At 63.8% G+C, this 21,466-nt stretch carries 21 protein-coding genes; 12 read left to right on the forward strand and 9 right to left on the reverse strand.

Annotated features, from left to right (window positions below):
- The first annotated feature begins 210 nt into the window (after positions 1-210).
- From ACNQQL_RS15765 to ACNQQL_RS15775, 3 genes are read left to right on the forward strand one after another with little or no spacing between them, the layout of a single operon-like run.
- Positions 211-1,050 carry an ion transporter gene (locus ACNQQL_RS15765; RefSeq protein ID WP_347064725.1) on the forward strand — a complete coding sequence of 280 codons (840 nt, stop codon included), beginning with the start codon at positions 211-213 and terminating at the stop codon, positions 1,048-1,050.
- 19 nt (positions 1,051-1,069) lie between these two features.
- On the forward strand, positions 1,070-1,879 hold the full coding sequence (locus ACNQQL_RS15770) for a TlpA disulfide reductase family protein (protein ID WP_347064726.1): 810 nt from the start codon (positions 1,070-1,072) through the stop codon (positions 1,877-1,879).
- A gap of 57 nt (positions 1,880-1,936) precedes the next feature.
- Positions 1,937-2,221: a helix-turn-helix transcriptional regulator gene (locus ACNQQL_RS15775; protein ID WP_347064654.1), complete on the forward strand. Its 285-nt coding sequence runs from the start codon at positions 1,937-1,939 to the stop codon at positions 2,219-2,221.
- 53 nt (positions 2,222-2,274) lie between these two features.
- Here ACNQQL_RS15775 and arsN2 read toward each other — a convergent pair whose 3' ends face one another.
- From arsN2 to leuA, 7 genes are all read right to left on the reverse strand, one after another.
- Positions 2,275-2,703, reverse strand: coding sequence for an arsenic resistance N-acetyltransferase ArsN2 (gene arsN2 / locus ACNQQL_RS15780; protein ID WP_347064655.1), 429 nt, complete (start codon positions 2,701-2,703; stop codon positions 2,275-2,277).
- A 127-nt stretch (positions 2,704-2,830) separates the two neighbouring features.
- Complete coding sequence (arsH, locus tag ACNQQL_RS15785; protein ID WP_347064656.1) at positions 2,831-3,553, reverse strand: arsenical resistance protein ArsH; 723 nt, start codon at positions 3,551-3,553, stop codon at positions 2,831-2,833.
- 65 nt (positions 3,554-3,618) lie between these two features.
- Entirely contained in the window at positions 3,619-4,689 is a 1,071-nt protein-coding gene (arsB, locus tag ACNQQL_RS15790) for an ACR3 family arsenite efflux transporter (protein WP_347064657.1), read from the reverse strand.
- A gap of 63 nt (positions 4,690-4,752) precedes the next feature.
- Positions 4,753-5,247: an arsenate reductase ArsC gene (locus tag ACNQQL_RS15795; protein ID WP_347064658.1), complete on the reverse strand. Its 495-nt coding sequence runs from the start codon at positions 5,245-5,247 to the stop codon at positions 4,753-4,755.
- Positions 5,248-5,269: 22 nt separating this feature from the next.
- The gene (locus tag ACNQQL_RS15800) at positions 5,270-5,605 is read right to left on the reverse strand and encodes an ArsR/SmtB family transcription factor (protein ID WP_072438139.1); all 336 of its coding nucleotides are present in this window, start codon (positions 5,603-5,605) and stop codon (positions 5,270-5,272) included.
- Positions 5,606-5,810: 205 nt separating this feature from the next.
- Positions 5,811-6,218 carry a peptide ABC transporter ATPase gene (locus tag ACNQQL_RS15805; protein ID WP_072438137.1) on the reverse strand — a complete coding sequence of 136 codons (408 nt, stop codon included), beginning with the start codon at positions 6,216-6,218 and terminating at the stop codon, positions 5,811-5,813.
- A 133-nt stretch (positions 6,219-6,351) separates the two neighbouring features.
- Complete coding sequence (gene leuA / locus ACNQQL_RS15810; RefSeq protein WP_347064727.1) at positions 6,352-8,061, reverse strand: 2-isopropylmalate synthase; 1,710 nt, start codon at positions 8,059-8,061, stop codon at positions 6,352-6,354.
- Between the two features lie 926 nt (positions 8,062-8,987).
- Between leuA and ACNQQL_RS15815 the strand changes: the two genes are divergently transcribed.
- The 4 genes from ACNQQL_RS15815 (at position 8,988) to ACNQQL_RS15830 (ending at position 12,260) form a co-directional block, all read left to right on the forward strand.
- Positions 8,988-9,377, forward strand: a complete 390-nt coding sequence (locus tag ACNQQL_RS15815; protein WP_072438133.1) for a fucose-binding lectin II — start codon at positions 8,988-8,990, stop codon at positions 9,375-9,377.
- A 120-nt stretch (positions 9,378-9,497) separates the two neighbouring features.
- Positions 9,498-10,331, forward strand: coding sequence for a fucose-binding lectin II (locus ACNQQL_RS15820; RefSeq protein WP_347064659.1), 834 nt, complete (start codon positions 9,498-9,500; stop codon positions 10,329-10,331).
- Between the two features lie 199 nt (positions 10,332-10,530).
- Positions 10,531-11,271 carry a fucose-binding lectin II gene (locus ACNQQL_RS15825; RefSeq protein WP_347064660.1) on the forward strand — a complete coding sequence of 247 codons (741 nt, stop codon included), beginning with the start codon at positions 10,531-10,533 and terminating at the stop codon, positions 11,269-11,271.
- A 149-nt stretch (positions 11,272-11,420) separates the two neighbouring features.
- The gene (locus ACNQQL_RS15830; protein ID WP_347064661.1) at positions 11,421-12,260 is read left to right on the forward strand and encodes an AraC family transcriptional regulator; all 840 of its coding nucleotides are present in this window, start codon (positions 11,421-11,423) and stop codon (positions 12,258-12,260) included.
- Between the two features lie 110 nt (positions 12,261-12,370).
- Here ACNQQL_RS15830 and ACNQQL_RS15835 read toward each other — a convergent pair whose 3' ends face one another.
- The gene (locus tag ACNQQL_RS15835) at positions 12,371-13,744 is read right to left on the reverse strand and encodes a M23 family metallopeptidase (protein WP_347064662.1); all 1,374 of its coding nucleotides are present in this window, start codon (positions 13,742-13,744) and stop codon (positions 12,371-12,373) included.
- 327 nt (positions 13,745-14,071) lie between these two features.
- Between ACNQQL_RS15835 and ACNQQL_RS15840 the strand changes: the two genes are divergently transcribed.
- The gene (locus ACNQQL_RS15840; protein ID WP_204422236.1) at positions 14,072-14,938 is read left to right on the forward strand and encodes a mechanosensitive ion channel family protein; all 867 of its coding nucleotides are present in this window, start codon (positions 14,072-14,074) and stop codon (positions 14,936-14,938) included.
- 40 nt (positions 14,939-14,978) lie between these two features.
- Here ACNQQL_RS15840 and ACNQQL_RS15845 read toward each other — a convergent pair whose 3' ends face one another.
- Positions 14,979-16,016, reverse strand: coding sequence for a histone deacetylase family protein (locus ACNQQL_RS15845; RefSeq protein ID WP_347064663.1), 1,038 nt, complete (start codon positions 16,014-16,016; stop codon positions 14,979-14,981).
- 126 nt (positions 16,017-16,142) lie between these two features.
- Here ACNQQL_RS15845 and ACNQQL_RS15850 point away from each other — a divergent pair, with 126 nt between their 5' ends.
- The 4 genes from ACNQQL_RS15850 (at position 16,143) to ACNQQL_RS15865 (ending at position 21,466) form a co-directional block, all read left to right on the forward strand.
- On the forward strand, positions 16,143-16,631 hold the full coding sequence (locus tag ACNQQL_RS15850; RefSeq protein ID WP_347064664.1) for an Lrp/AsnC family transcriptional regulator: 489 nt from the start codon (positions 16,143-16,145) through the stop codon (positions 16,629-16,631).
- A gap of 65 nt (positions 16,632-16,696) precedes the next feature.
- Positions 16,697-16,996: a hypothetical protein gene (locus ACNQQL_RS15855; RefSeq protein WP_072438121.1), complete on the forward strand. Its 300-nt coding sequence runs from the start codon at positions 16,697-16,699 to the stop codon at positions 16,994-16,996.
- Positions 16,997-17,340: 344 nt separating this feature from the next.
- Positions 17,341-17,592, forward strand: coding sequence for a PAAR domain-containing protein (locus tag ACNQQL_RS15860; protein ID WP_347064665.1), 252 nt, complete (start codon positions 17,341-17,343; stop codon positions 17,590-17,592).
- A 19-nt stretch (positions 17,593-17,611) separates the two neighbouring features.
- Positions 17,612-21,466 (forward strand): type VI secretion system Vgr family protein, encoded by a 3,855-nt coding sequence (locus tag ACNQQL_RS15865; protein ID WP_347064666.1) that lies wholly within the window; start codon positions 17,612-17,614, stop codon positions 21,464-21,466.

A 21,466-nucleotide genomic window follows, 5' to 3' on the forward strand; every position in this document is an offset into this window, starting at 1 on the left:
TCTACCGTGTTCAGACGGAGACGCCGGCCGGCCACCACGCCGTCCGGTAGATCCATTGTTGACGAGCGCTCCGCATCCGGGAATCAGTCTGGTCTGATTTTCGGGCGCAAGAAGACCCACCGGCAATTCAGACAGGTCCGATAGGATTGGCGTCGGGCGGCACGTAAACTCCGACCCGTGAACCTCTCGACCGCCCCCCTCGTCCATACGATGCGCGACGCGATCCGTCGCCCCAGCTTTCTCCGCGGCCTCGACATCGCGGTGCTCGCGCTGATCGTCGCGAGCATCTTCGTCGTGATGATCGACAGCGTGCAGGAACTGCACGCGCAGTACGGGAACGCGCTGTACGCGGCCGAATGGGCGTTCACGCTGCTGTTCACCGCCGAATACGCGGTGCGGCTGTTCACCGCGCGCAAGCCCGCCGCCTATGCGCGCAGCTTCTTCGGCATCGTCGATCTCGTGTCGATCCTGCCGACCTATCTCGCGTTTTTCTTCCCCGGCCTGCATGCGCTGATCGACGTGCGCCTGCTGCGGCTGCTGCGCGTGTTCCGCATACTCGGGCTCGCGATCTATCTCGAGGAAGGCCAGATGCTGATCCGCGCGCTCTCGCGTGCGCGGCGCAAGATCTTCGTGTTCATCGGCGGGATGTTCGTGATCGTCGTGATCCTCGGCACGGTGATTTTTCTCGTCGAAGGCCCCGAGAACGGCATCACGAGCATTCCGGTCGGCGTGTACTGGGCCGCCGTGACGATGAGCACGACCGGTTACGGCGACCTGACGCCGCACACGCCGCTCGGCCGGCTGATCACGTCGTGCGCGATCCTGCTCGGTTACGGCATCATCGCGTTCCCGACCGGTATCATGGGCGCGGAGCTCGTCGCGTCCGCGCTCGAACGCGGACGGGCGCAGCAAGCATCGTCCGGCGATGCCAGTGCGGCAGTCTGTCCACATTGCGGCGCATGCGCATCGAAGCAACGCGACGATGCGATCGCCACGGCAACACATCGCGTGCCTGGCCGCCAATCATCAACGCATTCCTCATTCGATTAATAACAATGAACGCTTTCTCATGCTGAGCATCGGCCCCTTTTCCGTAAGGGTCGTGGCCGTAGCCATCGCCGCCCTGATCGCGTGGCTCGTCGCGCGCTTCGCGCAGCGCACTCGACAGGACGGTCAGCACAAAACTTCCGCGAGCCTGCTGCTCGACGCGCTGCTGATCGGGCTGATCGCCGCTCGCGTCGGCTATATCGCGCGCTGGTGGCCCGACTACTTCGCTTCACCGAAATCCATCGTCGCGCTCGGCGACGGCGGCTTTACCTGGTGGATCGGCTTGCCGGTCGCGCTCGCCTATATCGGCTGGCGGTCGCGCCGCCTGCCGGGGCTGGCGCGCCCCGCGCTCGCCGGCATCGCCGCCGGCATGCTGGCTTGGGGTGCGGCGCAGGGTCTGCTGGCGACGTTCGACCGCACGGCGGCGCCGCTGTCCGCGCTGCGTGTGGAGACGCTCGATGCGACGCCCGTCGCACCGAACCGCTACGCGGGCAAACCCGTCGTCGTGAACCTGTGGGCGACCTGGTGCCCGCCGTGCCAGCGCGAAATGCCGATCCTCGCGCAGGCGCAGCGGGATTACCCGGGCGTCAGTTTCCTGATGATCAATCAAGGCGAGGATGTGCAGACCGTGCGCGCGTTTCTTGAACGCAAAGGGCTGCGCTTCGACCACGTGCTGCTCGACCGCTCGCTCGGCGCGATGCGGACCTACGGTTCGCGCGGGCTGCCGACGACGCTGTTCTTCGATGAAAAAGGCAAACTCGTCGAGTCGCACATGGGCGAGATCACCGCCGCAAGGCTCAAGGACACGGTGAATACGCGCTTCGGTCGCTGAGATGGAACAGGCCCGCGTGGCGCGGATGACAACGACCATCCGCAAGGCACGGACAACATGCTTCTAGACCTCGGTTTCGATGACGCAGTTGCGTTGTCGGCCAAGGCTTCGCTCGCGCTCAAGCTCAACCAGCTGATCGACAAGCACGGCCTGAGCCAGGCCGAGACAGCAGCGATCACGGGTATGACGCAGCCGAAGGTGTCCCGGGTGCGCCGCTACAAGCTCCAGAAAATTTCGCTGGGCCAGGTGATGGAAGCGCTGGTGTCGCTGGGACAGCACGTTGAAATCGCGGTGCGGCCGGCACGGCGTGCGCACCCGGCAGGCGTTGGGGTTGCGAAGTAAAACGGGAGCCGTCCGTGACGGACAGCGGCTCGGCCTCGACAGCGCGTGCTCAGCTAAATCACCTTCAGCATGACGCTCGCGGATGCCGGGCACACACCTGCGAACTGACCGGACGAGAGCAGTGGCCCAGGCACGTCGCTGAGCGCAATTCGCACAAAACCCTGCCGGGCGAAATAGCCCTCCGCCGTGGTCGTGCGCAATGCGACCGCCTCGATCGCGCGACTGCGGCATTCCGCCAGCAAGTGCGCAACGATCGCCTTTCCCAATGTGCCGCCGCGAGCTCGCTCAGCGACCGCGATCGAACGGATCAACGCGAAGTTGCCGTGGTATTCGATACCGCCGCATCCAATGAGGGTCCCGGCATCAACGGCCACAGTGAAATTCGGCAGGTGATCCGCCACGCCGGCAACAGGCAAGTCCGAAGCGCGAAGCAGGGCCTCTATCGAGACCAGATCGGATGCCGCCGCAGCACGTAGTTGCATGGTGTCGATCCTCGAAGGGGGGAGCCATTTCAGGCGGCAGCAATTCGCGAGCGCGCAGGGCCTCGATCGGGACGGAAGTGGCCGACGATTCGCTGCGGATCGTCATGCCCCTCGGCACCATGGCGCGTCAGATACTGCGCTGATTGACGCGCTTCGCCAGTTCCTCCGCGCTTTCCTTCCGCTCGCTATACCGATCGACCAAATACGGGCCGATATCCCGCGTCAGCAGCGTGAACTTGACCAGTTCCTCCAGCACATCCACCACGCGATCGAAATAAGCCGACGGCTTCATCCGCCCTGCCTCGTCGAATTCCGCGAATGCCTTCGCCACCGACGACTGGTTCGGGATGGTCAGCATGCGCATCCAGCGTCCGAGCACGCGCATCTGGTTCACCGCATTGAACGATTGCGAGCCGCCGCTGACCTGCATGACGGCGAGCGTCTTGCCCTGGGTCGGGCGAACGGCACCCATCGACAGCGGAATCCAGTCGATTTGCGCTTTCATGATGCCGGTCATCGCGCCGTGCCGTTCCGGCGAGCACCACACCATGCCTTCCGACCACTGCACCAGTTCGCGCAACTCGACGACCTTCGGATGACTCTCGGGCGCATCGTCGGGCAGCGGCAGGCCGCTCGGATTGAACACGCGTACCTCGGCGCCCATTGCCGCGAGCAAACGCGCGGCTTCCTCGATCAGCAGGCGGCTGAACGAACGCTCGCGCAGCGAGCCGTACAAAAGCAGGAACCGGGGCGGATGCGTCGACGGCACCGCCGGCCGCAACTGGCCGGCATCCGGCACGCGGAACGATTCGACGTCGAGTTGCGGCAGGTCATCCAGACGGTCAGACATGCGTACCCTCCGCGTAATTGCAGTGAATCGTGACGTAGTTCATGCAGATGGATTCTCCCGTTTGCTCAAGCACGTTCGTACCAGCCCTTCGACCGGTTGACTATGCGCACCACCAGCAACATGACCGGCACTTCGATCAGCACGCCGACGACGGTGGCCAGCGCCGCGCCGGAATGAAAACCGAACAGGCTGATCGCAGCCGCGACTGCCAGCTCGAAGAAATTGGACGCGCCGATCAGCGCCGACGGACACGCGATGTTGTGCTTCTCGCCCACGGCGCGATTGAGCCAGTAAGCGAGCGCCGAGTTGAAAAACACCTGGATCAGGATCGGCACCGCGAGCAACGCGATCACCAGCGGCTGCTTCAGGATCGCTTCGCCCTGGAACGCGAACAGCAGCACGAGCGTGGCCAGCAATGCGGCGATCGACCACGGGCCGATCTTGGCCATCGCGGCATCGAACGCCGCCTGCCCGTTCGCGAGCAGCCGCTTGCGCCAAAGCTGCGCGAGGATCACCGGGATCACGATATAGAGCACGACCGACGTGAGCAGCGTCGCCCACGGCACGGATATCGCCGACATCCCCAGCAGCAGGCCGACCAGCGGCGCAAAGGCAATCACCATGATGCTGTCGTTCAGCGCGACCTGCGACAGCGTGAACAGCGGATCGCCGCCCGTCAGCCGGCTCCATACAAAGACCATCGCCGTGCACGGCGCGGCGGCCAGCAAGATCAGGCCCGCGATGTAGCTGTCGAGCTGATCGGCCGGCAGCATCGGCGCGAACAGATGCCGGATGAACAGCCAGCCGAGGAACGCCATCGAGAACGGCTTGACGAGCCAGTTCACGACGAGCGTGACACCGATGCCCTTCACGTGCTGACGCACTTCATGCAGCGCGCCGAAGTCGACCTTGACGAGCATCGGGATGATCATCACCCAGATCAGCAATCCGACCGGCAGATTGACCTGCGCGTATTCCATCCGGCCGATCTGCTGGAACAGGCCGGGCAGCGCCTGGCCGAGCGCGATGCCGGCGACGATGCACAGCGCGACCCAGACGGTCAGATAGCGTTCGAAGAAGTTGATGGAAGGCTTGGCGACAGCTTGTTCCGGCGGAGCGGCGTTGGACGTGTTCATTGGACGGGTATCGGCCTCGAAGTCGCTGCGGCCGGTGAATTCGGCCGGCCGCCATGCGAACGGTCAGCTCCGGGAAATTTCGGTCAGCGCCGCCTGGAGCTCGGCGTTGCTCATGCGATCGAGCGGCAGCGCCAGCAATTGCAGCATCCGATAGCCGATCGCCTGCCGCGTGAGTTCGAACGCGAGCCGCTTGCCTTCGTCGCCGCCCACCGCGTTCGACGGATCGGCATAACCCCAATGCACTTTGACGGGGCCGCCGGGCCAGTACGGGCACGCCTCCGCGGCCGCGCTGTCGCATACCGTGATGACGACGCGCATTTCAGGCGCGCCGTCGCCCGTGAATTCGTCCCAGCTCTTGCTGCGGTAGCCGCTTACGTCGACACCGGCGTTCGTCAGCGCTTCCAGCGCGAACGGATTGAGCCGGCCGCTCGGCGCACTGCCGGCGCTGTACGCGCGCACGTCCTTGCCGAGCTTCGCGGCCCAATGATTGAGCATGCCTTCCGCGAGCACGCTGCGCGCGGAGTTGTGGGTACAGAGGATCAGGACGTTCGTGGTCATGGGCGAGGTATGCGAAGGCGCTTCAGCAAGGTTGCGGGCCGGACGTCGAACACGCGGACACCGGCGAGCACGGATTGCCGCCGCAGCAGTTCTCCGTGAGATAGGCCAGCAAGCCGTTCATCGTCGCGAAGTTCGCGCCATAGATGACGAAGCGGCCTTCCTGCCGGCTCGTGACGAGCGCTGCATGGGCCAACTCCTTCAGATGAAAGGACAACGATGAAGGCGGTACATTCAGCAGCGTGGCGATCTGCCCGGCCGGCAGACCTTGCGGTCCCGCCTGCACGAGCGTGCGAAAGACGGCGAGCCGGGATTCGTGTGCGAGTGCCGAGAGCGCGGCGATGGTCTGGTTCGTTTCCATTATTCGATAATAATCGAAATATCGAATTCCGAGAAGCCACCTCGAGATGAAGCGGCGGCCAACGAACGGGGACAAACAAAACGACTGCACCAGCGGGCGAACCCTTCACCCGACGACAGCCCGGCCTTCAACTACGCGCCGCGCGCTTCCCGATGCACGTCCCGATGCGCTCCCCGGGCCGTCAGCATCGGCTTCGACGCACGGCTCACGGTTGCGAGAACACCATCACGCGCCCCGACACGCGCTGCAGCTTGAGCCAGCCCATATCGGCCGTGAAGCGCAATTGCTGCAGCGGGAAGTCGAACGACGCCTTCTCGGCCGCGCTCACGACCGACTTGGCGATCCAGCGGATCAGCGCCTTCCCTTCCTCGGTCGTCACGCTGCCGTTCTGGATGCCGCCGTAGAAGTAGCGATTCCCGGCGTTGACCTCGTTCTGCAACTGCATCCAGTGACCCGGCAAGCCCGGCAGCGTCCGGAACAGGTCGGCCACCCGCTTGGTCGTCAGGCCGCGCGCCCACAGCGCACCGTTTACGTCCGGCCGAACCAGGTTGTGGCGATCCGCTTCCTGGGCCTGCCCCTTGATGTCGCCCCGCAGGGCATCGAGCTTCGACATGACGCATTCCTCATGGTGATGGGCGCGGGAAAATGGCCCCGCGCGCGCCGCTAGCACGATACGCCCGTTGCGTGGAGTCATCTCCTGTCAGGTTTGTCAGGCCGCGCCGCCGGCGCGGCCGTCACCATCCCGCTTACGCGACGGCCTTCGCCGCCGCCTGCGCGCCAAAGAACGTCGCCTGCGCCGCTTCGTCCGCCCGCGCATACGCGCGGTTGACGCCACTGATCACCGCGCGGATCGACGCGGTCGTCAGGTTCGCGTCGATGCCTACACCGAACGCGCTGCCGCGCACGCCCGAACCGGCCAGTTCCGCGATCGCGATCGCCTTCGCATCGGCGCCCTGCGACAGCGCGCGTTCCTCATAGTGCTGGATTCGCAGCGGCGTGCGCAACGCATGCATCAGCGCGTCGAGCGGACCGTTGCCTTCACCGCGCAGCACGCGGCGCTCGCCGTGCACGTCGGCGGTCAGCACGATCGTCTCGCGGCCGTCGCGCTCCGACAGTTCATGGCCGACATAGCGCAGCGGCGCGTCGCCCTCCACGTATTCCTGCTGGAACAGCGACCAGATCTGCGCACTCGTCACCTCGTGCCCGCTGTCGTCGGTCAGGCGCTGCACGGCCGCGCTGAAGTCGACCTGCAGGCGACGCGGCAGCGCGATGCCATAACCCTGCTCGAGCAGGTACGCGACGCCGCCCTTGCCCGACTGGCTGTTCACGCGAATGATCGAATCGTACGTGCGGCCGAGGTCGCTCGGATCGATCGGCAGATACGGCATTTCCCACACGGCGTCGGCGCGCTGCACCGCGAAGCCCTTCTTGATCGCATCCTGATGCGAGCCGGAGAACGCGGTGAACACGAGGTCGCCGACGTACGGATGACGCGGATGGATCGGCAACTGCGTGCATTCCTCGGCGGTGCGCGCGACTTCGTTGATCTGCGAGAAATCGAGGCCCGGATCGACACCCTGCGTGTACAGGTTCAGCGCGAGCGTCACGAGATCGACGTTGCCGGTACGCTCGCCGTTGCCGAACAGGCAGCCCTCGATCCGGTCGGCACCGGCCATCACCGCGAGCTCGGCCGCCGCGACCGCGGTGCCGCGGTCGTTGTGCGGATGCACGGACAGGATCAGCGCATCGCGACGCGCGAGGTTGCGGTGCATCCATTCGATCTGGTCCGCATAGAAGTTCGGCGTGCCGACCTCGACGGTCGCCGGCAGGTTCACGATCGCCTTGTGCTCGGGCGTCGGCTGCCACACGTCGAACACGGCGTCGCAGACTTCCTTCGCGAAGTCGAGCTCGGTCGCCGTAAACGTTTCCGGGCTGTACTGCAGCGTGAACTGCGTGTCGGTCGCCGCATCGGCGCAGCGCTTGATCGTGCGCGCCGCATTCACCGCGAGCTGCTTCACGCCGTCGCGGTCGAGGCCGAACACGATCTTGCGGAATTCCGGCGCGGTCGCGTTGTACAGGTGCACGATCGCGCGCTTCGCGCCGCGCAGCGATCCGAAGGTGCGCTCGATCAGATCGTCGCGCGCCTGCGTCAGCACCTCGATCGTCACGTCGTCGGGAATGTGGCCGCCTTCGATCAGTTCGCGCACGAAGTTGAAGTCGGTCTCGGACGCCGACGGGAACGCCACCTCGATCTCCTTGAAACCGATCGCGACGAGCGTCTTGAACATCCGCATCTTGCGCGCCGCATCCATCGGCTCGAACAGCGCCTGGTTGCCGTCGCGCAGGTCGGTGCTCATCCAGATCGGCGCGTGCGTGATGGTGCGCGACGGCCACGTCCGGTTCGGCAGATTGACGGGCGTGAACGGCCGGTATTTCGTTGCAGGGTTCTTCAGCATCATGATGTTCGGTCCTCGGTCGGTTTGTCGGGAAACCGCGGCGCGGCGGCCTTCAGCAGCGGAGGCCGGCTGCGCACGCAGCGATCAAAGCGGTAAAAAAGCGGCAAAGCGGTACGGCGAACGACGGCCTTGACGGTTGGGCGACCGGGACGGAGCGGAGCGATACGGAGAAAAGACGAACTCAGGCGCCGGTCGACAACCGGGGCCAGGTCGGTGATACGGGGGAAATCTGGCGCTTCAGGAAAGAAGCAGATGGAAAGCGCGCAGCCGCAGACCCAGCCCGGAACAACGGGCTAGTAGTCGTAGCGAGAAGAGGGGCTGGGCGGCTTGCATGGCCGGAATCAGATCACAACGCGGAGGGGGCTGTCAACGGGGAGCGCGTGCATCGCATGGCCGCGCCGCCTGCAAAATCAGTCCCGTCCGATAGGCGGCGGCGGCGCCCGTCGCTATGCTTCACGGGTGCGGCGCCGGTGAGGTCCTATTCATGTTCGGAGTGAGTCGGTCCATCCTCTTCGCCGGTCGCCGCGCACCCTTCTCTTGCGATCGGGCTTCGGCGTGGGCGTTCGGTGGTGGCCGGTGGGCGCGGCCACGACAGAGATGCTGATGTTGAAACGAACGCTGCCAGATGCGAACACCGAGCGCTCGCCCCGAAGCCCGATTGCACCGCAGCCGATCCGCCTATACCGCGCACTATTCAGAAAAACGACACGCGCGCCGATATAGTTTCCGGAATATATAAAAACACCATCGATTAAACATATTTCATTAAATCGATTCACTTTGGTTTTCGATTTGCTGAACAATTACCATTCTCATCTGAATATTTTTTTATTTATTTTTCGACATGCTTGTCGAACCGCGTTTCAAACGGCAAACGTTTGCGAGACGCGGGGAGACGCCTTACCACTGTTCTTCAGGAGGAAAGCATGGCCGATTCTCAAACGTCATCCAATCGCGCCGGCGAATTTTCGATTCCGCCGAATACCGATTTTCGCGCGATTTTCTTCGCGAATGCCGCCGAACAACAGCACATCAAGTTGTTTATCGGCGACAGCAAGGAACCCGCCGCGTATCACAAGCTGACCACGCGCGACGGCCCGCGCGAAAACACGCTGAATTCCGGCAACGGCAAGATCCGCTTCGAGGTGTCGGTAAACGGCAAGCCGTCGGCCACCGACGCACGCCTCGCACCGATCAACGGCAAGAAGTCGGACGGGTCGCCGTTCACGGTCAACTTCGGGATCGTCGTGTCGGAAGACGGCCACGACAGCGACTACAACGACGGCATCGTCGTGCTGCAGTGGCCGATCGGCTGATGGGCTAAACGCCGATCGACCGATGACCGCCGGGCCACCGACTGCCCGGCAGCCCGGCGGTTGTGCATCGAAAACGCGAAGCAACTCAATCCAAACCCGTTTCGCCTTCAGGAGACCGCCATGCCCATCATTTCGGCATCGATCAACAGCGCGCCCGTCGTCACGTCCGAGACTTACGTCGACATCCCCGGCCTCTATCTCGACCTCGCGAAAGAAAACATTCGCGACGGCAAGCTGCTGGTCACGCTCAACGTGCCGACGCCGTACGCCACCGGCAACAATTTCCCCGGCATCTACTTCGTCATTACGACCAACAAGGGGATCGTCGCGGACGGCGCCTTCTCGTACTTCTCCAAAGTGCCGGAGAATCCCAGCCGCATACCGTTCACGCTCGTCGTCGCCATCGACGTCGCCAACGGCCACACGTTCGTGAAAGGCCAGTGGAAAAGCGTGCGCGGCAGCGCAATGCATATCGATTCGTTCGCGAGCCTTTCCGCGATCGGTGAAACGGCCACGCAATCGTCGTCGCAATCCGGCGGGAATCAGGGCGCCGAAACCGGCGGCGGCAGCGGCACCGGCGGCGCCGGCAACATCGGCGGCGGCGGCGAACGCGACGGCACGTTCAATCTCCCGGCCAACATCAAGTTCGGCGTCACCGCGCTCACCAACGCGTCGAACGACCAGACGATCGACATCTACATCGACGACAACCCGAAACCGGCCGCCACGTTCAAGGGCGCGGGCGTGCAGGACCAGAACCTCGGCACGAAGGTGCTCGACTCCGGCAAGGGCCGCGTGCGCGTGATCGTGACGGTGAACGGCAAGCCGTCGCGGCTCGGCTCGCGACAGGTCGACATCTTCAAGAAGTCGTTCTTCGGGATCGTCGGGTCGGAAGACGGCGCGGACGACGACTACAACGACGGCATCGTGTTCCTGAACTGGCCGCTGGGCTGATCGACAGACATCGATAACAGGGACGCACGGCGCGGCATGGATTGCGCGCCGCTTTCGGTATCGCAATGGCGACAGGGCCAACCACGCATTGCGATTCATTCGGGCAGCCGCGACTGCCCACGCTTTGCTCCGCGCGCGACACGGCGAAACCGATTCGTCGGCCGCGCGACGCGAGACCTTCCATTACGACGAGGACGACATGCCACAACCCTTTACCCATGACGATCTGTACGCGCTGCTGCAACTCGCCGGCAACGACGCGACCGCCGTGCAGGCTGGCGGCGACCAGGCCGTGCTCGACCGGATGCGTCAGTTCATGACCGCGCAGCTCGTCGAGAAGCTGCCGCAATTCGATGTGTTCGTCGACCTCTCCACCGTGCCGTACAGCTTCGACATCAGCAGCTGGCAGAACAAGGTCAAGACCGATGCAACGGGGCAGGTGGTCGCCTGCACGGTGACGTGGGCCGGCGCACCCGGTGTGCTGCCCGGCGCCGCCGCGAAGTTCGGCATCGGCGCCGTGGTCACGTACTTCGCGAAAGCGACTGCGCAACCGCAACCCGCTCAGCCCGACCCCGCGACGAATGCCGGCGGCGAACGCGACGGCATCTTCAACCTGCCGCCGAACATCGCGTTCGGCGTGACGGCGCTCGTCAACTCGTCCGCACAGCAGACGATCGAGGTGTTCGTCGACGACAACCCGAAACCGGCCGCCACGTTCCAGGGCGCCGGCACGCAGGACGCGAACCTGAACACGCAAGTGCTGAATTCGGGCAAGGGGAAGGTGCGCGTGGTCGTGACGGCGAACGGCAAGCCGTCGAAGATCGGCTCGCGGCAGGTCGACATCTTCAAGAAGACCTACTTCGGGCTGGTCGGATCGGAGGACGGTACGGACGGCGACTATAACGACGGGATTGCGATCCTGAACTGGCCGCTCGGTTAAGCAGCAGAATCCTGCCGACCATCGCCACGCCGCCCGGCGTGGCGATTTGCTTGAGCGCGCCCGCCAGGCCAAGCCGCGTGTCGCAAGAACGATCAAATGCTCCCGCCACCGATACCATATAGTCCGCCCGACACCTTCATTGGCACACCATGAACCCGGTTGGAAAAGCACTCTGGTTTATCGAAACCGAACTGGACAGGGAACTGACACTCGACAGGATTTCCGCCGATTGCGACATGACGCGCTTCGGTTTTTCGCGCCTCTTCTCGATGAATACCGGCTGGCCGGTGATGCGCTATGTCCGGTCGAGGCGGCTGACGCGTGCGGCGCGGGCATTGGCGCAAGGCGCGCCGGACATCCTTCACGTGGCACTCGATGCCGGATATGGCTCCCATGAGGCGTTTACGCGCGCCTTCCGCGATCTTTTCGGCGTCACGCCGGAAGAAGTGCGGGCACGGCGCACTCTCGACGGGTTGTCTCTTGTGGAGCCGCTTCGCATGAAAGATCTGAAAATCATCGCCGTTACGCCATCGCGCTTCGAAGCCCCCGAAAGGCAGTTGATCGCGGGCATGAGCAGCCGGTATACCTTTGAAACCAATGAAGGGATTCCTGCGCTCTGGCAAGCCTTCATCCCGTATATCGGCAACATCCCCGGCCAGGTCGGCGGCGTAACGTATGGCGTGTGCTGCAACCCGGATGCGGATGGCAGCTTCGAATACATCGCGGGTGTCGAGGTCAAGAGTCGCGACCGGCTACCCGCTTCATTTCGTTGCGTCGAACTCGAACCGCAGCGTTATGCGGTCTTCGAACACAGCGGGCATATCTCCACGCTTCACCAGACCTTCTACAGCATCTGGAACGGCTGGCTGCCGACGTCGGGATTCAACGCGGTGGACGCGCCCGAGTTCGAACGCTACAGCGAGGACTACGATCCGGTGACGGGCACCGGCATGCTCGAAATCTGGTTGCCTGTAGAAAAATCCGCGTGAGTTGGCTGTCTGCACTGATCGGCCCGGCCGCTTGAGCGCCGGCACGCACGTCGATGCGCGCCTGCAACGATGCCGGCCGGCATGGCCGACATCCGGTCAACGATCAGCGGTCAGCCGGCATGCGATGCGGCAGGCGTCGACATCGCGACAGGCTGCGACCACGTGGCCGAGGCCAGACGCGTGCGCGCATCGAGGGCCACGCGGTTGAACGCGACACGCCGCTCGCCCTTCACCTTTGCCGCTTTCGCTGCCTGAACGAGCGCGACCGGATCGACGATACGGTTCTGCCGCCGGACCTCGAAATGCAGATGCGGGCCGGTCGCGGTCCCGGTACTGCCGACGGCGCCGACACGCTGGCCGCGCTCGACGCGCGCGCCGGTTCGCAGCGTCGGCTCGAACGCCGACAGGTGTGCGTAGTACGACGCGTAGCCGCCATCGTGACGAATCACCACATACTTGCCGTAGCCGCGCGGCTCGGTGCCGATGAACGACACGACGCCGTTCTCCGACGCATGGACGGCACGGCCCGTCGGCGCAGCCAGATCGACGCCGGAATGCACGTGGCGCGCGCCGGTCACCGGATGCACGCGCGCGCCGAACTGCGAGCTGATCCGCGTCGCGGCGACCGGCATCGCGAAATGCGCACCGGCGAGCGGCACGCCGTCGAGGTCGTAATACGCGCCCGGCGAGCCTGCGTCGGGCGCAAACCATACGCCCGCCACCTGCTGACCGCGAAAGCGGATATCGAGCGCCGTCACGCGCACGCCGCCCGGCAGCGACGCGCCGTCGTCCGGTTCGAATGCCACGCGGAAGGTGTCGCCGATCAAGCCGCGCTGCTTCGGGTCGATGCGCCCGGCCAGCAAACGGACGACCTGCGCCGCGACGCCGGCAGGCAGTTCGGCGCGCACCAGCGACGCCCGCAGGCTGCCGGTAATCGCACCGGCGCGCGTGCCGCGATCCGGCGCTGCGAGCATGAACGGCTCGGCGGACGCCAGATCGACGGCGCTCCGCTCGAATGCCGGCTGTGCGCCGATCGACGGCAACGGCGATGCAATGCCGTAGGCGAACCGCGTCGCGTAGCCACGTTCGATCGCACCGCGCGCCGCGTCGCAGAGCACGCGGTAGGCCACGCATGCGCCGAAACGAGTAACGGGATCGTCGCGATCGGCGCCCGTCGGCAGGTTCGACGCATGCGATGCGTACGCGACGTCGAGCGGCGCTGCCGACGATGCATGCAAGCCGCCCCACGTCGTCCGGGCAGAACTGAAAAAAGGCACGTCGACAAGGTCTGCCGTTTCCGCCGTCACGGGCGTGAACGGCGCGGCGTCGTGAAACGCCTGTGCTGCCGCACCGTGTGCGCCAGCGACGCAGGCCGCCACGACGACACCGCGCAGCAGTGCACGGCGAATCGGGAAACAGCGAACGCCGCGTTGCGCGGGTTGACCTTGTTCGCGTGCGAGACGGAAACGCAGGTTCAACCGCATGGCGTCGTCACTCGCTATCAATGAAAAATCGGGAAAGAACCGGGTATCGCGGAGGAACGATCGTCGCGATCCGGCAACTTGAAACCGAGTGTATCGGGGTGCTTGAAACGGCTGAATAGGACGAATCCTATTTTATGAAACCGTCGATTAGTACTAGAACGAAATCGCGATTTCACCGTCCGACGACAGGGCAGTCCGACCCCATGCATTCGCACGAAACATCGCGTGCCGTGTACAGTCGAGGGCCGCCCGCGCGAGCGCAAGCCTTTCCGACCGAGACGGAAGCGCTGCGCGTCGCGCCATGTGTCTTCAAACCGGAATCCCGTCATGTTTCTCGATCAATTACATCCGGAACGCTGGACGTTCCTGTGGAACGCGCTGTCCACCCTTTCCATCAAGCTGTGCGCCGGCCTTGCGCTGCTCGTCGCGGGCTGGTGGCTGTCGAAACGCATCGGCAACTGGCTGAACCGGCTGCTCTCGAACAAGGAGCGCGTCGACGACACGCTGCGGCCGATTCTCTGCGACGTCGCCGTGTGGGGCATCCGCATCGTCGCGATCGTCGGCGCGCTGTCGCAGCTCGGCATCGAAACCGCGAGCATCGTCGCGGTGCTCGGCGCGGCCGGCCTCGCGATCGGGCTCGCGCTGCAGGGCACGATGCAGAACATCGCGGCCGGCATCATGCTTCTGCTGCTGCGGCCGTTCAAGGTCGGCGACTATATCGACGGCGGCACGGGCGTCGCGGGCACCGTCGAAGAGGTCGGGCTCTTCATGACGCGGCTGACCAAGCCGGACGGCATCTGCGAATACGTGCCGAACAGCGCGCTGTGGGGCAGCTCGATCCGCAACTACACGCGCAATCCGACGCGCCGCCTCGATCTCGAGGTCGAAGTGTCCGTGCATGACGATATCGATCGCGCGCTCGACGCGCTGCGCGCGCTGGCCGAAGCCGATCCCGACGTGCTGCAGGATCCCGCGCCGGACGTGATGGTGATGCGCTTCGACGACAGCACGGCCGTCGCGAACATGCGCGTGTGGACGCATACCGACAACTTCTGGGCGATGCGCTGGCGCCTCGCGCGCCAGGTGCGCAAGGCGCTCGCCGATGCGGATTGCGCGCTGCCGATCCGCACGCGCGAGCTGCACATCGTGCACGACGCGGAACGTCGCGCGGACAGCGTGCGCGTACGGGCATAACGCGTAACGACATCGGGGTGCGCAACCGCGTGCGACGCGCTCACGCGCGCCCTTCGAAACCCAACAGCACGTTCACCGCGTTGATGCCGATCTCCTCGACCATGTAGCCGCCTTCCATCACGAACAGCGTCGGCAGGTTCAGGCGCGCGAGTGCCTCGCCGATGCGCAGGTAGTCGGGCGAGCGCAGGCGGAAATGGCTGATCGGGTCGTGCTCGAACGTGTCCACGCCGAGCGACACGACGAGCAGGTCGGGTGCATGCGCAACGATCGCGGCCGTCGCGTGGCCGAGCGCCGCTTCGTAGGTGTCCCACTGCGTGCCCTTCGGCAGCGGCAGGTTCAGGTTGAAGCCTTCGCCCGCGCCCGCGCCGCGCTCGTCCGCGTAGCCGGAGAAGTACGGGTACGACACGGGCGGCTCGCCGTGGATCGACGCGAACAGCACGTCCTCACGTTCGTAGAAGATGTCCTGCGTGCCGTTGCCGTGATGGAAATCGACGTCGAGCACCGCGACGCGCGCGGCGCCGCTCGCGATGCCGTGCTGCGCCGCGATCGCCGCGTTGTTCAGATAGCAGTAGCCGCCCATGTATTCGCGGCCCGCGTGGTGCCCGGGCGGCCGGCACAGCGCGAACGCCGCGCGCGCGGCGCCGTTCGACAGCAGGTCGGCGCCGGTGAGCGCCGAATTCGCGCTCGCGCTCACCGCGTCCCACGTGCCCGCGTTGATCGGCGCACCGGCGTCCATCGCGAAGAAGCCGAGCTTGCCGTCGATGAAATCGGGCAGCGTCGCGGCCGCCGGCATCGCGCGTACCGGCCACACGAGCGGCAGCGCCTGGCAGGTGCGGCCGGTCGCGGTCCATTCGTCCCAGGCGCCGGCGAGGAAATCGACATAGCGCGCGCTGTGCGCACCGGCATAGCTGGCGCGGTCGAACGCGCGCGGCGCGATCACGTCGCCGAGGCCGGCCGCGCGGACCTGCGCGAGCACCGTTTCGGCGCGAAGGGGGGTTTCGAACGACTCGGTGATCGCGCCGTCCTTCAGTTCGACGCCGCGATGCAGGTGATGATCGCTGCTGTAGACCGTGAGCATGGTTGACCGTTGCAGTGATGGCAGTGAGGGGGTGGCAACAGTCTATTGCCGCCGACCGGCAATAACTTTGCTTTTCACATTCCCGTTTCGTACAATTTTGAGAAAACTGTCTACGGAACCACGGTCATGAGCAAAAATCGCGCTTCGGTTGAACTGGATGGCGTCGACCGCGCGATGCTCCGCCTGCTGCAGGAAGACGGCGCGCTGTCGAACGCGACGCTCGGCGAAAAGCTGTCGCTGAGCGTCACGCCGTGCTGGCGCCGCCGCAAGCGGCTCGAGGACGAACGCGTGATCACCGGCTACCAGGCGAACCTCGACCGGCGCGCGCTCGGGATGAACGTGTTCGCGTTCGTGCAGGTGACGTTCAACATGCACTCGGGCCAGGATTCGGATCACTTCGAGGATGTGATGCGGCGGCACGACGAGGTGCTGTCGTGCCACAAGATCACCGGCGCGGCCGATTACATCCTGCAGGTCGTCGCGGCCGATCTCGACGCGTATGCGGAATTCGTCGAGCGCGTGCTGAGGAAGCAGGCCGGTGTGTCGTCGATCCAGTCGAGCCTCGCGTTGCGCGAGGTGAAGTTCTCGTCGCGCGTGCGGGTGCCGGACGCGTGAACGGTGCGATGAACATGCAGCCCGTCATTCCGTTCCCTTAAACCCATCCCATGGAGCACGCCCCCATGAAACGTTTCATCCCCTCCGCCTCGCTTGCCGCCGCGATCGCGTTCGCATTGAGCGCCTGTGCGGCGCAATCCACCGCGCCTGCCAATGCGTCGGCGCCGATCGACGCTTCCGCGCCGGCCGCGCCGCCGATGGTCGGCGGCGATCGCGATGCGCACGGCTGTATCGGCTCGGCCGGCTACGCATGGTGCGAACAGACGCAGCAATGCGAGCGCCCGTGGGAACTCGCGAAGCAAAAGGGCTTCGCGAATTCGGCGCTGTCGTACGAGCAATTCTGCAGGAACAATTCGGCGAAGTGAGCGGATAGACGGAACTCGTCGAGCGCTTGATCGGAGGGCGAGCGGGCGTGTCATCGATCCTGTCGGGCCTCGCATTGCGCGAGACGAAGGCTCATCGCGCGCGCGGTTGCCGGAAGAATAAATATTTATCCGGATCCACGGTCTTCAGGCTTCCCGAGCCGCCGCAAAGAGCAGCGCCCTGCTGCTGACGACGCGTGCGGCACAGCCGAAACGCTCATATAAGTACGAAAATATCAGTCGAAATACTAATCAAATTATCGAAAGCGACCGATTCCCATCTTGAAAATTGTGCAGCCCGTCGAAGCGCGGTAAAAGGACGGTTTCATTCCTCGTACGAGTCATCGATGAAAAACGCACAAGGCCGCGAAATGGTCCTCCTAGGGGATGCCACCGACCATGGCGGCGCCGTCACCGAGGCCGCCAGTGATCTCAAACATCTTGGCATCAGCGTAGCGCTGGACGGCCACGGCGTGACATGCCCAAAATGCGGCGGCGCTTTTCCGCTGCTGGCGAGCGGCCCGCGCGCGCACCATGGCCGTCTGGTCGAGTATCGCGGCGACAAGACCGGCTGCGGCGCCACGGTCGTCGGTGCTTGAGCGGCGAGGACCAGCAATCATGTCGATTCTGACCCAAGCCCGTACGCTGTCCATCTCCGGCGCAGCATTGCCCACCTACGGAATGGATGCGCTGCCGGTATTTGTTCCGGTGCGATTGCAGGGCACCGAAACGATCGGCCGTATTGACGAGTGTCATTATCTCGTTACGCTGCGCACCGATGACGCTTATGCATTCTCCCCGAGCGTAACGTCCAATCTCGATCTGGATAAAGTGGTCGGCACCGAGGTCACCATTTTGATCCGGTTCGAAGGCAAAGGCCATTTCATTCCCGGATTGGCCGGCAATACTGGACTTGGAAGTATCGGCGCAGGAACGCGCGAAATCACGGGGTTGGTCGTGGCGGCCCGAATTGCCGGTCAGGACCGCGATTCGATTCTGTACGAGTTGGAATTGCGCCCGTGGCTCTGTCGTGCGACGCTGACGCAGGACAGCCGACTCTTTCAGGAGATGACCGTCGTCGAAATTACCGACGCGGTGCTGTCGAAATACCCGTACATGGTTGAAAAACGTCTCGCGGGCATATTTCGAGGGGTTTATCCAAAGCGGGACATGCAGCGTCAGGCGCTCGAATCGGACTGGGCGTTCCTGCAACGGCTGTGGGAGGAATGGGGCATCTGGTGGTGGTTCGAACACGACAACGGCCATCATCGCCTGGTCTTGTGCGACACGATGGGCGGCCACCAGCCGCACGGTGCGGCGTATGAGACGCTGCGCTATCTACCGCCCGACAGCAAGCGCATTGATGAAGAACACATTCATGCGCTGTCGGTAACGAGCCGGCTCACGGTCGGCCGTGTCACCGTGACGGACTACGACTACACGCGTCCGCGCGCGAAGCTGGCTGCCACCGAAGAGAATCCACGCGGGACCGCCAGCGCAGACGGCGAGATCTACGCATGGGGCGACTACAGCCAACCGCTGGCGGGCGCCCAGGGTCTTGCGGGCCAGCCGAACGATACGGACCGGGAAGCGCACCATTTTGCACGCGTGCAACTCGAGACGCAGCGCTGTGCGGGGCTGCGTGCGCATGGCGCGGGCAATCTGCGCGGGCTGACGGTCGGCCGCACGTTCACCCTGACAGGCTACCCGCAGCAGTCTGCGAACCGCGAATACGTCGTCGTGTCATGCACGCTCGATATCGAGGAAATCGGCAATCGCGCAGGCATCGCGCAAACATACCGCGTCGAAACGCAGTTCGAACTGCTGCCGGCAAACGAGTCGTTCCGGCTCAAACGCAGCGTCGACAAACCCATGTTGAGCGGTCCGGAGAAAGCCATCGTCGTGGGGCCAGCCGGGCAGGAAGTCTGGACGGACCAATACGGCCGGGTGAAGGTGCAGTTCGAGTGGGATCGTGAAGGGAGGCACGACGAGAATTCAGGCATCTGGCTGCGCGTGCTGTCGCCGTGGCAGGGCATGGACATGGGGGCGACGTTTATTCCCCGGATCGGCCATGAAGTCGCCGTGGATCATTACTACGGCGACCCGGATTTGCCGGTAATTGTCGGTAGTGCCGTGAACGCGTTCCGTCAACCGGCGCTTTACGTACCGGACAACCAGGCCGTATCGGTAATCCGCGGCCGGGAATTCCACGGCACCGCATCCGGCCATCTGGCGATCGACGATACGCAGGGGCAAATCCAGACGCAGATTGCGAGCGATGCGGGTGCCTCTCAACTCAGTCTTGGGAATATCCGGCGCATCGTGAAGAAGAAGGGGCGGGCGGATGCACGAGGCAAGGGATTCGACCTGCGCACGGACTATTGGGGTGTCATGCGGGCGTTGAAGGGCCTGTTCGTCACGACAGACGGCCAAGCCGGCGGCCCTGGCCACACGAAGGATGCGCGTGAGGCAATCGGCCGGCTGACGCGGGCGCGAGAACTGCAAGAGAGCCTGTCCGGGCTGGCGCAAAGGCATGAGGCACAGCGACACGACGCTGACCAAAGCGAGGTTGCCAAAGCGATCAAGGCGCGCAATGACACGATCAAAGGGAATCCATCGGGCGATCCGGACGACTTCCCGGAACTGGCGGAAGCCGACATGTTGCTGTCAGGACCGGCGGGGATCAGTCTCGCGGCCGAACGTAACGTTCATATCGCGAGCAACGAGGATGTCGCGGTAACGAGCGGTCGTCATGTTGGCCTGGCGGTTGGCCGGTCGCTGTTCGCGAGCGTGGCGAACGCGTTCTCGCTGTTCGTGCACAAGGCAGGCATAAAGCTGATTGCCGCCGCTGGCAAGGTTCGTATCGAAGCGCAGGCCGACGGTATCGACATGACGGCCAAGCACGCGGTCACGATCACGAGTACCACCGACAGCATTCATCTCCATGCGGCGAAGGAAATCGTGCTGCATGCCGGTAGTACGGAGGTGCGCATCAGCGATCAAGGTTACGTGGTGCGCACGGCGGGTGAGCATAGGATCTACGCGGGAAGCCATCAGACCGACACTCCTCGGACCCGGCCGATGCGCCTGCCGGTCACGCCGGACAATCCGGGGCAGTTTGCCGCACACTTTGTCTTGATGGAACACGACAGCGGCTTCGCGCTGCCGCAACAGCCTTACCGCATCACGCTCGATAACGGGCGCGTGATCGAGGGGGTAAGTAACGAGCGTGGTGAAACGTCGCTGATTGCCGACCACGACGTTGCGTTCGGGATCGTCGAGTTGCTGGCCGCAAGCGATCCGGACAAGGTGATTGCGGTCAATCATGCGGCGGTCGTGCGCGACAACGCGACGCCCTACACCGCCACCGCGCCGAATGCTGACAAGCGGACTGCGAAAATCAGGGGCAATACGGCGAGCACGCCGGAACAGGGTGCGACGTCCGAGAATCAGCGACCCAGTTATGCGACTTGCGACCCGCTCAACTTCGGGCTGCGCTTCCATCACTTCATCGACGGGGCCAAGCAGAGCGATGTGCCGGAGAATCGACCGCGCAACGATGTCGTGTATCCGGTGACGAAAGCCTATACTGCGGCGATCAAGGATGCGCTTCGCGAGATCGAGTGGACCAAGTTCAACACGTTGAGCGGCGGAATATCCAACGAACTCAAGAACCAGATCGTGATTGCGGTATTCCGAGTGTTGAATACTGCCCTCACCACAGGGCCTTTCGGGTTGCCGGATGGAGATGTTGGTGACGGTTCGACTTCAAACGGAGCACTTCCTCAAATAGAAATTATTGATGTGCAGACAGGTCTATCGCGATACAACATGCGCCCCGATGTTAGTGCATCGTTTGTCACCAAGGAATGGACCGTGGCCATTCAGGAGAAAGAGGTCGCACAAATTATTGCGGCAGCGAATGATTCAGCCGCGCTCGATGGAACACTAAAGGCATTTGCTGACATTCTCTACCATGAGGCACGACACTGCCAGCAAACATTCTGGATGATGGCACTGTTTCAGCAACATTCACCTGACTATGCAATGTTCGCTCATGCAACGAAGGTATACAAGGAAAGCACACAAAAATATTCCTTAGATTCCGCTGGAAAAATTTATATTCCCGGCGACTCGCGAGTGATGGCGGGACTGCACCGCATGTTGATTTTCCACTATTACTGGATGGTCTCGTATATGCAAGACCAAGCGGGTGGAACTTATGTGAAACCCGATGTGCCTGTTGCACAGGCCGAAGTGTGCAAATTGCTACGAGTGTCGCCCGAGACAGCGACGAAGATGGCGAGTTTCAAAGACGGATATCGGAGCCATTTACATGAAGAAGACGCTTACGCATGTGCTGGTGTCGTGCAGGATTATTGGGACCGTCATGATCGCACTCTCGTGTTCAACCCCGGCACATGCACTGGAGCCTATAGTGAGTCACTACGAGCCATTGGGGGAGGGGTTTGA

The organism is Burkholderia sp. LFS061 (assembly GCF_047978125.1).
Classification (GTDB): Bacteria; Pseudomonadota; Gammaproteobacteria; order Burkholderiales; family Burkholderiaceae; genus Burkholderia; species Burkholderia pyrrocinia_C.

Coding starts and splice junctions, on each gene's coding strand:
- ACNQQL_RS15795 (WP_347064658.1), bottom strand. CDS start 5,247: ATGACCACGAACGTCCTGATCCTCTGTACCCACAACTCCGCGCGCAGC.
- ACNQQL_RS15825 (WP_347064660.1), top strand. CDS start 10,531: ATGCCACAACCCTTTACCCATGACGATCTGTACGCGCTGCTGCAACTC.
- ACNQQL_RS15820 (WP_347064659.1), top strand. CDS start 9,498: ATGCCCATCATTTCGGCATCGATCAACAGCGCGCCCGTCGTCACGTCC.
- arsB (WP_347064657.1), bottom strand. CDS start 4,689: ATGAACACGTCCAACGCCGCTCCGCCGGAACAAGCTGTCGCCAAGCCT.
- ACNQQL_RS15855 (WP_072438121.1), top strand. CDS start 16,697: ATGAAACGTTTCATCCCCTCCGCCTCGCTTGCCGCCGCGATCGCGTTC.
- ACNQQL_RS15835 (WP_347064662.1), bottom strand. CDS start 13,744: ATGCGGTTGAACCTGCGTTTCCGTCTCGCACGCGAACAAGGTCAACCC.
- ACNQQL_RS15850 (WP_347064664.1), top strand. CDS start 16,143: ATGAGCAAAAATCGCGCTTCGGTTGAACTGGATGGCGTCGACCGCGCG.
- ACNQQL_RS15770 (WP_347064726.1), top strand. CDS start 1,070: ATGCTGAGCATCGGCCCCTTTTCCGTAAGGGTCGTGGCCGTAGCCATC.
- ACNQQL_RS15805 (WP_072438137.1), bottom strand. CDS start 6,218: ATGTCGAAGCTCGATGCCCTGCGGGGCGACATCAAGGGGCAGGCCCAG.
- ACNQQL_RS15775 (WP_347064654.1), top strand. CDS start 1,937: ATGCTTCTAGACCTCGGTTTCGATGACGCAGTTGCGTTGTCGGCCAAG.
- ACNQQL_RS15830 (WP_347064661.1), top strand. CDS start 11,421: ATGAACCCGGTTGGAAAAGCACTCTGGTTTATCGAAACCGAACTGGAC.
- ACNQQL_RS15845 (WP_347064663.1), bottom strand. CDS start 16,016: ATGCTCACGGTCTACAGCAGCGATCATCACCTGCATCGCGGCGTCGAA.
- leuA (WP_347064727.1), bottom strand. CDS start 8,061: ATGCTGAAGAACCCTGCAACGAAATACCGGCCGTTCACGCCCGTCAAT.
- ACNQQL_RS15865 (WP_347064666.1), top strand. CDS start 17,612: ATGTCGATTCTGACCCAAGCCCGTACGCTGTCCATCTCCGGCGCAGCA.
- arsN2 (WP_347064655.1), bottom strand. CDS start 2,703: ATGCAACTACGTGCTGCGGCGGCATCCGATCTGGTCTCGATAGAGGCC.
- ACNQQL_RS15765 (WP_347064725.1), top strand. CDS start 211: ATGCGCGACGCGATCCGTCGCCCCAGCTTTCTCCGCGGCCTCGACATC.
- arsH (WP_347064656.1), bottom strand. CDS start 3,553: ATGTCTGACCGTCTGGATGACCTGCCGCAACTCGACGTCGAATCGTTC.
- ACNQQL_RS15840 (WP_204422236.1), top strand. CDS start 14,072: ATGTTTCTCGATCAATTACATCCGGAACGCTGGACGTTCCTGTGGAAC.
- ACNQQL_RS15815 (WP_072438133.1), top strand. CDS start 8,988: ATGGCCGATTCTCAAACGTCATCCAATCGCGCCGGCGAATTTTCGATT.
- ACNQQL_RS15860 (WP_347064665.1), top strand. CDS start 17,341: ATGAAAAACGCACAAGGCCGCGAAATGGTCCTCCTAGGGGATGCCACC.
- ACNQQL_RS15800 (WP_072438139.1), bottom strand. CDS start 5,605: ATGGAAACGAACCAGACCATCGCCGCGCTCTCGGCACTCGCACACGAA.